Annotated in this window: 13 protein-coding genes; 1 reads left to right on the forward strand and 12 read right to left on the reverse strand. The window is 31.2% G+C overall.

All coding sequences use genetic code 11. The features are described 5' to 3' along the window. Positions 1 to 295: 295 nt before the first annotated feature. Together O6B72_RS04780 and O6B72_RS04785 are read right to left on the reverse strand one after the other, a co-directional pair. Positions 296 to 853, reverse strand: coding sequence for a Fe-S-containing hydro-lyase (locus O6B72_RS04780; protein ID WP_258299223.1), 558 nt, complete (start codon positions 851 to 853; stop codon positions 296 to 298). A 9-nt stretch (positions 854 to 862) separates the two neighbouring features. Next, positions 863 to 1,708, reverse strand: coding sequence for a fumarate hydratase (locus tag O6B72_RS04785; protein ID WP_269492381.1), 846 nt, complete (start codon positions 1,706 to 1,708; stop codon positions 863 to 865). A 145-nt stretch (positions 1,709 to 1,853) separates the two neighbouring features. On the opposite strand from O6B72_RS04785, the gene O6B72_RS04790 reads away from it, so the two are divergent. Further along, positions 1,854 to 3,242 (forward strand): anaerobic C4-dicarboxylate transporter, encoded by a 1,389-nt coding sequence (locus O6B72_RS04790; protein ID WP_269492383.1) that lies wholly within the window; start codon positions 1,854 to 1,856, stop codon positions 3,240 to 3,242. Positions 3,243 to 3,376: 134 nt separating this feature from the next. Here O6B72_RS04790 and O6B72_RS04795 read toward each other — a convergent pair whose 3' ends face one another. From O6B72_RS04795 to O6B72_RS04840, 10 genes are all read right to left on the reverse strand, one after another. After that, positions 3,377 to 5,035 (reverse strand): YdgA family protein, encoded by a 1,659-nt coding sequence (locus O6B72_RS04795; RefSeq protein WP_269492384.1) that lies wholly within the window; start codon positions 5,033 to 5,035, stop codon positions 3,377 to 3,379. 75 nt (positions 5,036 to 5,110) lie between these two features. Further along, complete coding sequence (selD, locus tag O6B72_RS04800) at positions 5,111 to 6,130, reverse strand: selenide, water dikinase SelD (RefSeq protein ID WP_101636907.1); 1,020 nt, start codon at positions 6,128 to 6,130, stop codon at positions 5,111 to 5,113. Further along, entirely contained in the window at positions 6,127 to 6,723 is a 597-nt protein-coding gene (yedF, locus tag O6B72_RS04805; protein ID WP_024961516.1) for a sulfurtransferase-like selenium metabolism protein YedF, read from the reverse strand. The genes selD and yedF overlap by 4 nt, the downstream gene beginning before the upstream one ends. A gap of 73 nt (positions 6,724 to 6,796) precedes the next feature. Next, positions 6,797 to 7,510, reverse strand: coding sequence for a winged helix-turn-helix domain-containing protein (locus O6B72_RS04810; RefSeq protein ID WP_156847738.1), 714 nt, complete (start codon positions 7,508 to 7,510; stop codon positions 6,797 to 6,799). 6 nt (positions 7,511 to 7,516) lie between these two features. Further along, positions 7,517 to 8,305 carry a formate dehydrogenase accessory sulfurtransferase FdhD gene (fdhD, locus tag O6B72_RS04815; protein ID WP_156847737.1) on the reverse strand — a complete coding sequence of 263 codons (789 nt, stop codon included), beginning with the start codon at positions 8,303 to 8,305 and terminating at the stop codon, positions 7,517 to 7,519. Next, a complete protein-coding gene (locus O6B72_RS04820; protein WP_269492386.1) occupies positions 8,306 to 9,268 on the reverse strand; it encodes a formate dehydrogenase subunit gamma in 963 nt (320 codons plus the stop codon). Positions 9,269 to 9,342: 74 nt separating this feature from the next. Beyond that, positions 9,343 to 9,951, reverse strand: a complete 609-nt coding sequence (fdh3B, locus tag O6B72_RS04825; RefSeq protein WP_024961519.1) for a formate dehydrogenase FDH3 subunit beta — start codon at positions 9,949 to 9,951, stop codon at positions 9,343 to 9,345. 10 nt (positions 9,952 to 9,961) lie between these two features. After that, complete coding sequence (locus O6B72_RS04830; protein WP_244078439.1) at positions 9,962 to 12,769, reverse strand: formate dehydrogenase subunit alpha; 2,808 nt, start codon at positions 12,767 to 12,769, stop codon at positions 9,962 to 9,964. Between the two features lie 13 nt (positions 12,770 to 12,782). Then, positions 12,783 to 12,968, reverse strand: a complete 186-nt coding sequence (locus tag O6B72_RS04835; RefSeq protein ID WP_269479627.1) for a twin-arginine translocation signal domain-containing protein — start codon at positions 12,966 to 12,968, stop codon at positions 12,783 to 12,785. Next, a complete protein-coding gene (locus tag O6B72_RS04840) occupies positions 12,958 to 13,659 on the reverse strand; it encodes a TorD/DmsD family molecular chaperone (protein WP_269490070.1) in 702 nt (233 codons plus the stop codon). Before O6B72_RS04840 ends, O6B72_RS04835 begins: the two co-directional genes overlap by 11 nt. Positions 13,660 to 13,748 lie beyond the last annotated feature (89 nt).

The raw sequence follows: 13,748 nt of genomic DNA on the forward strand, positions 1-13,748 counted from the left end.
AAGAACTGTTTAAACAACTCGTTTAAGAGGTCTTTCGTAAAACGGAAATGAAATTATACAAACATAAAGCTTAAAGTTTCATTAAAGTGGGAGAAAATGTTGGAAGAAATTTGGGGGAGATGAAAAAATAGAGTTAGAAATTATGGAAATTGATTAAAATCTATAAAATTGTTAAGTTCTGACCTTTTTTAAATTTGATTTTTGTAAAATAGTAGCATTAGTTTAAATAAAATAGATGTAGTTTTAAATTTTAAGCAAAGTTATAAATTTGGGCCAAATTTGACCCAAATTTGATTTAAATTTTCTTATATGGTGCTTGACCTGCTTTGTAAAAGTCATTTCCTTCACAGTCTATTGCAACAATTGCTGGAAAATCAACAACCTCAAGTCTTGCAATAGCTTCAGGACCTAAATCTTCATAGGCTAAAACTTCATATTTTTTAATACTTTTGCTTATCAACGCTCCAGTGCCACCAATTGCTACCATATAAACAACACAATTTTTTTTCATACTTTCGACTACTTCTTTGCTCCTATAGCCCTTTCCTATCATGGCATTTACACCAAGATCAAGTATTGTTGGAGTGTATTTATCCATTCTACCACTTGTTGTTGGACCAGCTGATCCTATAGCATCTCCTGGGCGTGCTGGAGATGGCCCTACATAATAAATGGTTTGATTTTTAAGATTTACAGGTAATTTTTCTCCATTTTTCAAAGCCTCGGTTAAAGCTTTATGTGCCGCATCTCTTGCTGCTATTATAGTACCAGTTATCAAAACCATATCTCCGGCTTTTAAAGTTTTTACGACATCTTTAGTTAGAGGTGAAGTTATTTTTTTAGCATCTGACATTTTATCTCCTTAAAATTCAAAATCAGCATGTCTTGCAGCGTGACAATTTATATTAATAGCTACTGGAAGTCCTGCTATGTGGGTTGGATACCACTCTACATTTACTTTAACAGCTGTTTTGGTTCCGCCAAGCCCTTGCGGTCCAACGCCTGTTTTGTTGGCTAACTCTAAAAGCTCATCTTCAAGCTTTGCATATCTTGAATCTTCATTTTTGCTATCCACATCTCTTGCAGCTGCATATTTTGCCATTAAGGCTGCCTTTTCCATAGTGCCACCAACTCCAACACCAATTACCAAAGGAGGACAGGCATTTGGTCCAGCAAGCTCAACAGCTTCTAAAAATACCTTTTTAACTCCTTCAAGTCCATCAGCTGGAACCAACATCTTTAACATGCTCTTATTTTCACTTCCAAAGCCTTTTGGTGCAAGCCTTACTTTAAAAATATCACCTTTTACAATTCTTGTGTGTATTACTGCAGGAGTATTATTTTTGGTATTTTTACGCTCATAGATTGGATCATTTACAACTGATTTTCTAAGATAATTTTCTGTATATCCCTTGGCAACACCTTCATTTATGGCATCTTCTATATAGCCACCTTCTATTCTTACATCTTGTCCAATCTCAACAAATACAACGCTCATTCCTGTATCTTGACACAATGGAATACCAGTTGTCTCAGCTATATCGGCATTTTCTAAAATTGTGCCTATTATACTCTTGCCAAGTGGTGATTTCTCATCTTCTTTTGCTTTTTTAAAAGCTTGTTTTAGGTCCGGTGTTACGACACAACAAGCCTGCTTGCAAAGTTTTGCAATGTTTTCTACTATATCTTTATAATGAATTATTTTCATATTTTTACCTTTTAAAAATTATAAATTCTGCTTATTATACATATATTTGTTTTAATAAAGGTTTAAGAAATTTGCAATATATAAACTTTTCTTAATAGTTCAATTAGTATAATTTTAAATTATTTCACTCTAAAAAGGAGTACTCATGGATTTTTTAATGAATCTAAGTGATAGCACTCAGTTTTTTATACAGCTTTTAATAGTTTTGATCTGTCTTTTCTATGGAGCTAAAAAAGGCGGAGTTGCTCTTGGTATGCTAGGAGGCATAGGACTTATAGTTTTAGTTTATGGTTTTGGGGTAGCCCCTGGAAAACCAGCAATTTCTGTAATGCTTACTATCTTAGCAGTTGTTGTTGCAAGCGCTACACTTCAAGCAAGTGGTGGTCTTGATGTTATGCTTCAAATAGCTGAAAGAATTCTTCGCAAAAATCCAAAATATGTAAGTATTTTGGCACCTTTTGTAACCTGCACATTGACTGTTCTTTGTGGAACGGGACATGTTGTTTATACAGTTTTGCCAATCATTTATGACATTGCTATTAAAAACGGCATTAGACCAGAAAGACCAATGGCTGCAAGCACTATCGCATGCCAAATGGGTATCATAGCAAGTCCAGTTTCTGTTGCTGTTGTAACTTTGACTGCTTTTATGCTTGACTCATCTCACCCACTAGCAAGTTTCGATGGCTATACAGACTTACTTAAAATAACAATTCCAGCAACCTACATAGGCGTTTTAGCTGTTGGTATATTTAGTATGTTTAGAGGAAAAGATCTTGATAAAGATCCAATTTTTCAAGAAAAGCTAAAAAATCCTGAATTTAAAAACTATGTCTATGGAGACAACGCTACACTTTTAGATCAAAAACTATCAAAAACAAAATGGATGGCAATGTGGATATTTTTAACCGCTATAGCTATAGTTGCGATAGTTGGATATTTTAGCGAGCTTCGCCCTGCCTTTACAAATGCAAAAGGTGTTTTAAAACCTATGAGCATGACCGATACTATTCAGATTTTTATGCTTCTTGCAGGTTCAGTTATCTTAATATTTTGTAAAGTTGATGCAAGCAAAATAAGCAAAAATGACATTTTTAGATCAGGCATGGTAGCAATGGTTGCAGTTTTTGGAATATCTTGGATGGCTGATACTATGTTTGCAAGTCATATGTCTATGTTGAAAGAAACCTTAGGAGCCGTAGTTATGGAGCATCCTTGGACATATGCAGTTATGCTTTTGTTAATTTCTAAATTTGTAAACTCACAAGCAGCTGCACTTAGTGCTTTTGTTCCACTTGCTATAAGTATAGATGTTCCACTTGGAGTTATAATAGCTTTTGCACCGGCTTGCTATGGATACTATATACTTCCAACTTATCCAAGCGATCTTGCAGCTATTCAGTTTGATAGAAGTGAAACTACTCATATTGGCAAATTTGTTATAAATCATAGCTTTATAATCCCAGGTCTGATTGGAGTTATCACATCTTCTATCTTTGGCTATATTTTTGCTAGCATGTTTGGATATCTGTAATTTTAATCCCCTAAATTTTGGGGGTTAAATAATATAGTAGTTTTGCTTATGCCGACAATCACAAAAACTCTATATTGATAACTATAAACCACTACAAAAGATAAACAAAACTTAAAAAACTTTTCTACGCAAGTTTAATAGAACTCATACCCGATTTCTTTAGTAAGATCATACTCTTTTATAAGCTCTTTTACCTCATCTAATTTATAAAAATCAATGCAAGTTTCATCATCTTTATCATCGCCTCTTGAAACTTCTAAAATACTATTATCTTTTGTAGAAATTTTTATACATTTCTTACCTTTAACTTTTAAAAATGCTTGTAAGTTTGAAATTTCATCAACTTTAACATTTGTCATATATGAAATTTCAACTGCAAATTTAGCCTGGGATGTATAAAAGGCAGCAATATCAAAAACTAAAGTTTTTAAATTTAAAACACTTTGCTTAAAGTCATCTTCATCTACTTCTAGCGAGCCAAGTGGAAAACCCAAAAAAAGCCCCATTAAACTAACATTGTCATTTACGATAATATCGAGTTTTGATTTATCATAAACAAAGTTAGTTACAAAACTATCTTTTTCATCTTTTAAAATTCCACTGGCCACGATAGCATCTTTAAACATCTCTTCTTTTGTCATTAAATCATCAAAAAATAGCTCAAAATATTTCTTAGATACTTTTAAATCGCCATTTAAAAAAGCATAATTTAAAATATTCAAAAGCTTGCTTTCATCAAAATTTTCAAGTCCAGCTTTTAAATTTAAATTAAAATTTTTACCGTCGCTATCATTAAAGCCGAAATTATTTACTGAAATTTTAGGATTTTGTGCTAAAAACTCAAGCCCAAATTTTTCTATTTCATCATCTCTTAATTTTGTAAAATCAGCTTTTAAAACCTCATCTATAAAACTTTTACCGATATTTTCAAGCGTGATGTTATATCCAAATTTATCAACTGGCAAACGCTCATCATTAAATTTTATCTGGATTCCATTTGCATTTAAAATAGAATTAAACTCAAATTTTTTAGTATTATTATCATTTATTTTATCTTCTTGAGATATGTTTGCTACAAAAAAATCAAAATCATCAAATTTTATTTTTAAATTTTTAATAGAACTATTTGAGTTTGAATTTGCTATGTGGGTTAGAATTTCATTTATATCAAATGGTTTATCATAGTTGTATTCAAAAAACAGTTCATCATAACTTGCATAAATTTCATCTGTATTAAGACTAGAGCCTTTTTGAGTAAGAGTTAAAGATTTTAAAAGATTTTTTTTAAAATTCATATTTAAAACAAACTCACTTGCATGAATTTTTCCATCATCATCTTTAAAATTTATCTCATTTAAAATAAATTTTCCATTATGCAAAGAGTTTTTATCACCTTTAAGTGTAAATTTCAAAAACTTTGTTGAATTAAAAAGTTTTTTAATTTCATCTTGATAACTAAGCGCTTCCATTGTCCCACTAGCTTCATATCCTTTGATTAAATTTAAAACTGAATTTTGAATATCAACTTTAATCCTTATAATAAAATCATCATCAAAGATATTTAAAAACTCTTTATTTAAAAACTCTTTTGTATAGTTTATATCACTTACAATATGTAAAATCCCTGCTTCTTTTGTATAAGAGTGCTTAACATCTAATTCTTTTGGCATATTCATGTTAAAGCTACTTATATATTCATTAGCTATTTTATCTGTTGTTTTTGAACTTACTATCCAAAAAACACCTGCCAAAACTAAAATTATAAATAAAATCGCTACTAATACTTTTTTCATAATATATCCTTTTTTTCGTAGCTTAATTATATTTTATTTTAAATAAAAAGCATATAAATTTAAAAATTTTATTAATTAAATATATATATCAAACTCTTTTTTAGGGACTGTTTCACCAATGATTTGAGAGTTTTCATAACCTGCGTTTTTTAAATTTGTTAAAGCTATCTTTGCATCTTTTTTACAAACTGCTATCAAAAGTCCACCACTTGTTTGTGGATCGCAAAGCACTATATCAGGCTTGATATTTGTAAATTTCTTGGCAAATTCTAAATTTCTATAAGCCCCACCAGGAATTAAACCTAAATTTGCACACTTTATGGCTTCGTTTAAAATAGGAATTTTATCTTTATAAAATGAAATGGAAATTTCATCGTTAAGCATTTCACTTGCATGTCCTAAAAGTCCAAAACCAGTAACATCGGTACAAGCATTTACTTTTAAGCCTTTTAGGGCATTTAGAGCATAAAAATTTAGCTGAGTCATGTGAAAAATACCCTCTTTTATCTCATCTAAATTTAACATATCGCCTTTAATTGCAGTGCTTAAAATACCCATTCCAAGAGGCTTAGTTAAGATTAGCAAATCTCCTATTTTAGAGGTATTGTTGCTCCAAAATTTATTTGGATGGACCTTGCCAGTAACACTTAAGCCATAATACATCTCAGGTGTCTCTATACTATGTCCACCAACAATCTCTGCACCGCATTCAATAACTTTGCTCTTTCCGCCAGCTAAAATTTCAGCTAAAATTTCACTTGAAAAATGACAACTATCAAAACCTACTATATTTAGTGCATTTAGTGGCTTTGCTCCCATAGCAAAAATATCACTTAAAGAATTCGCAGCTGCAATCTCGCCAAAAACAAATGGATCATCAACAACAGGCGTTATAAAATCAAGCGTTTGGACAATGGCTATATCATCTGTTAGTTTAAAAACACTCGCATCTTCATTATTCGTCGTATTTGATAGTAAAAACTTGCTTTTTTCCACTATGCCCTCTAAACTTTTGTTAAGACCCGCCGGGTCTATTTTAGCGGCTCAACCAGCAGCTTTTACAAATTTTGTCAAATTAAAATTTCTATATTTCAAAGCTTTATCACTTCAAATTCGCTTAACATTTGCATTACCTCATAGGCATTTGTAATCTCGCCGATGCTTAACTTATCAACTAATTTATAAGCCTCAAGACAACTTCCACAACTATAAATTTTAATTCCATTTTCTTCTAGTTTTTTAAGAACTTGATAGCTAACATGTGATCTATCTGTAGTCATAAAAACAGCATTATTTACACAAATTATAGCAACTGGCTTATTGTCTAAATTTAAAATAGCACCTAAAAATTTGCTTAATAAATTTTTACCAACCTCGCCACTTCCAGTTCTATCTTCGTTTAAAAATATAACTTTTTTTCTCTTTTGGGGTGAAATTTCACAGTTATAACCATCTGTTGATGTTGAAATTAGATTTTTTGTTTTTATAGTCTTTATCAAAGTTTCGCCATTTTTTTCACTTATTTCACAGCTAAGCTCATTTGTGTTTAAAAATCTTTTAATATTTTCTCTTGGAGGAATGCTATTTACTAAAATTTCTAAACTTTCACCTATTTTAAGACTTTCTAACGCCTCTTTTGTTTTTATTAAAGGAGCTGGACACTCTAAATTTTTACAATCAATTTTCATAATTTTTCCTTTTTATATAAAGTTTTCTTTGAACTCAAAGCTAAGGTTAATTATATCAAATCTTTGTTAAGTTTTATTTATTTAAAAAAAGCTCTTTAAATCTTTTATTAGAAAATTCCTCTATATCTGCTTGTAGTTGCTTATAAGCTTTCATAAGTTCATGAGCTTTTGGTTTTAGCGAAGTTCCTGCTCCTTTTCCACCACCTGGTTTTGTCTCAAAAAGCTCATTGTCAAAGTTTTTTTCTAAAATTTTCAGATGATTCCAACATTTTTTATAATTCATATCTAATAATTCTGCAGCTTTTTTTATGCTACCAGTTTGATCAATAACATCTAAAACCTCGGTTTTACCCTTACCAAACAGAAGCTCTCCATCACTATTTTCTATCCAAATTTTAGTTTTTACAACCACTTTTTTTCCTTTCTTTTCTTTAAAACAACCTAATTTACAATATTTAACATCTATTTTATGACTTTTTAAAACACCTCTTATAGCCTTAAATCCTTTTGTTTGTTTAGCTATATTTCTTGCTTCCATGCAGTTAATTCTATTTTTTTCATCTAAAAAAGGTTTGATTTTTAAGAAGATATCTATATCATCTTTTTGAGTATCATGTTTAAATTTACCAAATTGCCCAAGCTCACAATTAGAAATTTTTATACCCATTTCATCGGCTTTTTTTCCAACTTCTAATATATCAATATCTAGCTCTTTGGCTATTTTAAAAGCAGCTGCACAGCTTAACTTTTTATCTTCATTTGCTAATTTTAGAATAAACTCTTCCATAAATTTTTAAATTATCCTTTTTTCAAAACTATAAATATTCATAGAGTTTCCTCTTGCAAAACCACAAAGTGTAAGATCAAATTTTCTAGCCAACACTACTCCTAGATATGTGGCAGCAGTTCTAGAAACAAGAAGTGGGATTTTATGCATTATAGCCTTTGCAACCATTTCTGAACTTAATCTTCCACTTACCATTAAAAATGAATTTTCTAAATTTGCTTTATTTAAAATAGCTTTGCCAACGGCCTTATCTATAGTATTATGCTGAGCTATATCTTCACTTATATAAAACTCACTATCATTTATAAAAAGTTTTGCAGTATGAACACAGCCTGTTTTTTCATATAAATCGCACTCTGTATAAAAAGTACTCATTCTTGATAAAATTAAACTTGAACTAAAAACTGAAGAGTTTTTTATAGCCTCACCTTTCATATCCAAAAATGAATTTGCAGTTTTTGCACTCCCACAACCACTTATTATAGATGAGTTTTTTTGTAAATTTTCTATATTTGTATCATTTGGGTTTAAAATTTTAAATTTAATATTTGCTTCAAATTCGCTATCTTTATCAATTTTAATATCTAAAATTTCATTAATTGAATTTATTAAATTTTCACTTATTAAATACCCAATGGCCAAGGCTTTTTCATCAGTTGGTGTTGCCATTAATGAAATGACTTTTTTCTCATTTAAAAAAATATTAAGCCTAGCTTCTCTTACCAAGGTATCATCAAAATCAAACTTTTCAAAAGATTTAATTTTGATGATTTTAGTATTAGCAATAGGGTTCATTTATTTAACTGGCTTTAAATTTGTATATTCTTTTTCAAAAACAGAAGGTTTAATTTTGCCTTTTCTAAGAAGCTCTTGATACCAATAATGATGAAGTATATAAACTTCTTCTTCTTCTTTATATCCATTTATAATAGCATGGATTGAGCCTTTTATGCAAAATACTGCCATATAAATATGAACAAGCAAAAATACAGCACATGCTGCACCTAAAATATTATGGATGATAGCGCTTAATCTTAAAATATCTATTTGTGTCATTCCTAAAAACGCGCCATTTGCTACAGGAATTTGTGTATCTAAAAAATACATCAAAGCACCTGTTATAACCATAACAAATCCACCACCCATACAAACCCAAAACCAAGCTTTTTGTCCAAGATTAAATTTACCTGCTGGAATTGGTTTTTTATTCTTTGATAGATATCCACCTACCATAATCGCCCATCTAGCATCGTAAGTTGCAGGAAGCATTCTAAAAAGCCACTTAAAGAACATATATGGTAAAACTATAGCGAACAAAATAGTAGCTATTCCATGTAAATTTTTACATAATCTTACAAAAAATCCTCCACCAAATTCTTCTCCAAACATCATTATAATACCAGTTGGAACAAGGATAACCCAAGAAAGTGCCGCAACTGCATGAGTAAGCCTTTCTATAACATTAAAAGCATAAACCTTACCATGATCGTGTGAAAACGACTTTGGCCCTACAATGGTATAGTGCCCAACAAAAGCAACTAAAACAGCAATTATTGCAAATAAAGCTAAATTTGCAAAAAAACCACTACTTTGAAGCCAAACAAACCATTCGGCAAAGGGATGGTTGTAATAAGTGTCTATATTTTCAACCCTAGCTTTTCCCCAAACACTACTATTATATTGAATTGCTTTTTTAAATTCTTCATTATATGCGAAAAGCCCAGCAAAAGAGCAAAGCAAAATAAAAATTTTTCTCATCTTTATACCTTTTAAAAAACATTAGATTTGATTATACACCATAAATCTAAATTTTACTTTCTGTAAAAAACTAACTACTTCCAAGAATTTCCAGGATATTCATCCAATGTTCCTAAAAATCCAGTATTATAACCTCTAAGCTTAACTCTGTCGTTATAGATTTTATCAACAACTTTTTTATCTCCAACCAAAAGTGCTTTTGTAGAACACATAGCAGCACAAAGTGGAACTTTACCTTCTGCTATACGGTTTTGACCATATTTATGAAACTCATCATCACTATGGGTTTTTTCAGGTCCTCCAGCACACATAGTGCATTTATCCATAACACCTTTTGGTAAAAATTTAGTTTCATTCCTAGGAAATTGTGGTGCTCCATAAGGACATGCATATAAGCAATATCCACAAGCTATGCAAGTGTCTTTGTCATGCAAAACTATTCCATCATCTCTTATATAAAAACAATTTACTGGACAAACTTGTGCACAAGGAGCATCACTGCAGTGCATACAAGCAATTGAAACTGAATACTCCTTACCAACAACACCCTCATTAAAAGTATAAACCCTTCTTCTTCTTACATCAAGAGGTAGCTCATGCCCGCTATCGCACGCAACCGTGCAACCATGACAATCAATGCACCTATCCAAGTCACATAAAAATTTCATTCTTGTATTTGACATAAACTACTCCTTAGGCTTTTTCTATGCGGCATAGTCCGCCTTTTGTTTCAGGAATTTGACAAAATATATCGTATCCATAATTTGTAACTGTGTTAGCACTTTCACCTATTGCATATGGCCTTGTTCCAGTTGGGTAATTCTTAGACATATCAACTCCTTGCATTACACCAGTAAAGTGGAATGGCAAATGTACAGATACTTCATTTACCGCATAAGTAAATCTAGCTTTTACCTTTATCCAAGTCCCCTCTGGGCTAGAAATTTTCATCATATCACCATCTTTAATACCGTATTTTTTAGCCAAATTTGGATTTATATCACAAAACATTTCAGGCGTAAGTCTTGCTAAGAAATGACTTGCTCTATTTTCCATACCTGCACCGTTTAAATTTACAAGTCTTCCTGTAATTAAATTTATAGGAAACTCTTTACTATAGTCTTTAGCAAGTTGAACACTTTTATATTTAGTATCAACTCTATAATGATCTGTTTTATCCTCATAGCTTGGATATTTTTTAGCTAAATCATGTCTTCTTGAATGAAGTGGCTCTCTATGAATTGGAATCTCATCAGGAAAATTCCAAGCTCTTACTCTTGCTCTTGCATTTCCATAAGGCGAAATACCTTGTTCCATGCATTTTTCAGCAATTATATTGCTTGTATCAGTACTCCAAGAATTTCCCATTTTCTCTTTTTCTTCATCAGTTAATGTTATGCCTAAAATCTCTTCAATATTATCTTTTGTTATTTGAGGATAGCCTTTATTTATTGGTGAGCCAATAGGTCCATCTATAGCAAGTTGACTAATGCCGTTATGTTCCAAACCAAAATTATTTCTAAAGCCCATTCCACCATCCATTACAGGTTTACTTATATCATATAAATTTGGAGTTCCTGGATGTTTTGTAGTCCAGCATGGCCAAGGAAGTCCATAATATTCACCTTTGCACTCATCAAAGCCTTTTAATGTTTTTTTATCAAATTTCTCCCAATGAAGAGTGTGGTTTTTAAGCCTTTCAGGAGTCCAGCCAGTATATCCTATGCTTTTTAAACCATTAGTTAGTTCTCTTGTTGCATCTTCCGGCCATTCGAAATTTCCTTTTCCGTCGCCTAAAGATCTCACATACTCATCATAAAAACCGAGTTTTTTAGCAAGTTCAAATAAAAAATACTCATCAGGCTTACTTTCATACATTGGCTCAATTGCTTTAAATCTCCATTGACCACTTCTATTTGTAGCTACAACGGTGCCTGAACATTCATATTGAGTTGCAGCTGGAAGAATAAAAATATTATCTTTTTTATTTGTTATAACAGCAGCCTCATTTACAAAAGGATCAGTTATAACTAAAAGCTCTAAATTATCAAGTCCTTCTTGAACTTTTACTTGTTGAGCAGTTGATGTTATACCATTGCCCATTACAACAAGTGCTTTTAAACTAGTGTTTGCATTGTGAATTTTATCATTTCCATTTTTACCATTTAATACACCTGCCCACCACCTTGAAAGAGTAAAGCCACTTTTATGCATCATTTCTTTACTTACAAAGCGTGATACTAGCCACTCATAATCCACTTTCCAAACGTTTGCATAATGTCTCCAACTAGTTTCATTTAATGCATAATATCCTGGTAAATTTTCACTCAAACAACCTACATCGCTTGCGCCTTGAACATTATCATGTCCTCTTAAAATATTGCATCCACCACCTGATTTACCTGCATTTCCAAGAGCTAATTGTAAAATAGGAGCAAGTCTTGTGTTTGATGTACCTATTGTATGTTGCGTTAAACCCATAGCCCAAATAAGTGTTCCCGGGCGATTTTTAGCATAAACTTCTGTAATTTTTAATAAAGTTTCTTTTTTTACTCCAGTTACATCTTCAACAACTTCAGGAGTCCATTTTAAAGCCTCTTTTTCAATGCTTTCCATATCATAAACACGATTATTTATAAACTCTTTGTCTTGCCAACCGTTTTTAAATATTATGTGAAGCATTCCATATATAAAAGCTATATCTGTTCCTGGTCTAATTTGAGCAAAATAATCACTTTTTGCAGCTGTATGAGTATATCTAGGATCTATAGTTATCATAACAGCACCATTTTCTCTTGCTTTTAAAAAATGTCTAAAGCCAACAGGATGATTAACTGCTGGATTTGCTCCAAATATAATTATAGCTTTTGAAAAGGCTATATCATTAAGTGAGTTTGTCATAGCGCCATAACCCCAAGTATTCGCCACACCGGCGACTGTTGCACTATGTCAAATTCTAGCTTGATGATCTATATTGTTTGTTCCATACATTGCCGCAAATTTGCGGATATAATAAGCTTGCTCATTACTCATTTTGGCTGAGCCAATAAACATAGTTTGTTCTGGATTTTCATCCATATATTTTTTTAGTTGAGCACCAATATTTTCAATAGCTTCTTTATAAGTTATCCTTTTCCATTTTCCATTTTCTTTTACCATTGGATATTTAAGCCTAACTGATGATCTTGCCATATCAACCATGTCAGCACCTTTACAGCAGTGCCCACCAACGCTAAATGGATGATCCTCAGCAACTTCTTGCCTAATCCAAACACCATCTAAAACCTCAGCTATTATTCCACAACCTACTGAACAGGCTGTACAAACAGTTCTTACTTTTTTAGATCCAGGATATGGATTTGAAAGTTCATCACTTGTTGCTTCTCTAGTAGCTTTGGCTGAACTTAAAGTTGAAGCACCAGCTAAAGCGCCGGATAATGCTGCCATTTTTAAAAATGACCTTCGTCCAATTTTTGGACTTTGTATATCAACTTGCGACATTTTACCTCCTTATTTACTTTGAATTTTTATAAAAAATTTCCCAACTTTTGGTTTCTTGGTATAAAATTTCAGGTTTTTTACCACTATTATTTTTTATCTTTTTACTTGGCTCTCTAGCCTCTAAAGCGCCAACTGCGCCAACTCCAACAGCTGCACTAATAGCTGATTTTTTTAAAAAATCTCTTCTTTTAGAATCCATCTCTACTACCTCTACTTCTTTTCAACTTATTGACTTCTCGTCTTATTTTTTCAGATCTTGAAAGATTGTTTTTAACTTTTATCTCTTTATGTAAGATTGGCTTTGAAGTACCGTAAAAAATTCTTTCAAGCCCAACAAAACTCATAAGCAAATTTACAACATCTTTATAATAATTTGAACTTTTATGAATATAAATAGCACCTATAAACTCATCAATGAAAGGATTTAAAAATTTGGTAAAAATTTCTTTTGCATACTCTAAATAATTTTCATCTTCTGATTTTCCAAATTTTATAAACTCACTCATCAAAACAAATAAAAACCCAAAATTATCCTCATTTTCAATAAATTTAACGCCATCTTTTCTAAATTTGGTTTTAGCTAATATTTTTTTTATCTCTAAACAACTAAGTGAGCTTTCATATCCCTCATTATAATAGCTTACTGTAGTTCTTACAGGACTTGGAGGTGAGTGAAAAATATCATCATACTCAGTTATTAGAAGCTCTTCATCAAAATTTTCTGCCAAATTTTTAAGTGAAATTGCACTTTTTTCATCAATAGCATAATTTAAAAGCAAATTTAAAGCCTCTTTTACGCCTTCAAATCTATCGCTCTCATAACTAAAAACGAAAAATTTGGAAAATAACGAATAATAAAAAATTCTTGCATCCAAAATTTCATTTTCCATAAAAATTGCCTTTAAAAATATTTATTCATAAGTAACTTTATCAAAATTATTCTTTTTGTTTCATAAAAAATAAAATTAGATTTTAAAAT

The sequence above is a fragment of the Campylobacter ureolyticus genome (assembly GCF_027277485.1).
GTDB lineage: Bacteria > Campylobacterota > Campylobacteria > Campylobacterales > Campylobacteraceae > Campylobacter_B > Campylobacter_B ureolyticus_B.

What these genes read in the sequence shown, in the direction of transcription:
- O6B72_RS04780 (WP_258299223.1), bottom strand. Translation starts at nt 853, where the DNA reads ATGTCAGATGCTAAAAAAATAACTTCACCTCTAACTAAAGATGTCGTA.
- O6B72_RS04785 (WP_269492381.1), bottom strand. Translation starts at nt 1,708, where the DNA reads ATGAAAATAATTCATTATAAAGATATAGTAGAAAACATTGCAAAACTT.
- O6B72_RS04790 (WP_269492383.1), top strand. Translation starts at nt 1,854, where the DNA reads ATGGATTTTTTAATGAATCTAAGTGATAGCACTCAGTTTTTTATACAG.
- O6B72_RS04795 (WP_269492384.1), bottom strand. Translation starts at nt 5,035, where the DNA reads ATGAAAAAAGTATTAGTAGCGATTTTATTTATAATTTTAGTTTTGGCA.
- yedF (WP_024961516.1), bottom strand. Translation starts at nt 6,723, where the DNA reads ATGAAAATTGATTGTAAAAATTTAGAGTGTCCAGCTCCTTTAATAAAA.
- O6B72_RS04810 (WP_156847738.1), bottom strand. Translation starts at nt 7,510, where the DNA reads ATGGAAGAGTTTATTCTAAAATTAGCAAATGAAGATAAAAAGTTAAGC.
- fdhD (WP_156847737.1), bottom strand. Translation starts at nt 8,305, where the DNA reads ATGAACCCTATTGCTAATACTAAAATCATCAAAATTAAATCTTTTGAA.
- O6B72_RS04820 (WP_269492386.1), bottom strand. Translation starts at nt 9,268, where the DNA reads ATGAGAAAAATTTTTATTTTGCTTTGCTCTTTTGCTGGGCTTTTCGCA.
- fdh3B (WP_024961519.1), bottom strand. Translation starts at nt 9,951, where the DNA reads ATGTCAAATACAAGAATGAAATTTTTATGTGACTTGGATAGGTGCATT.
- O6B72_RS04835 (WP_269479627.1), bottom strand. Translation starts at nt 12,968, where the DNA reads ATGGATTCTAAAAGAAGAGATTTTTTAAAAAAATCAGCTATTAGTGCA.
- O6B72_RS04840 (WP_269490070.1), bottom strand. Translation starts at nt 13,659, where the DNA reads ATGGAAAATGAAATTTTGGATGCAAGAATTTTTTATTATTCGTTATTT.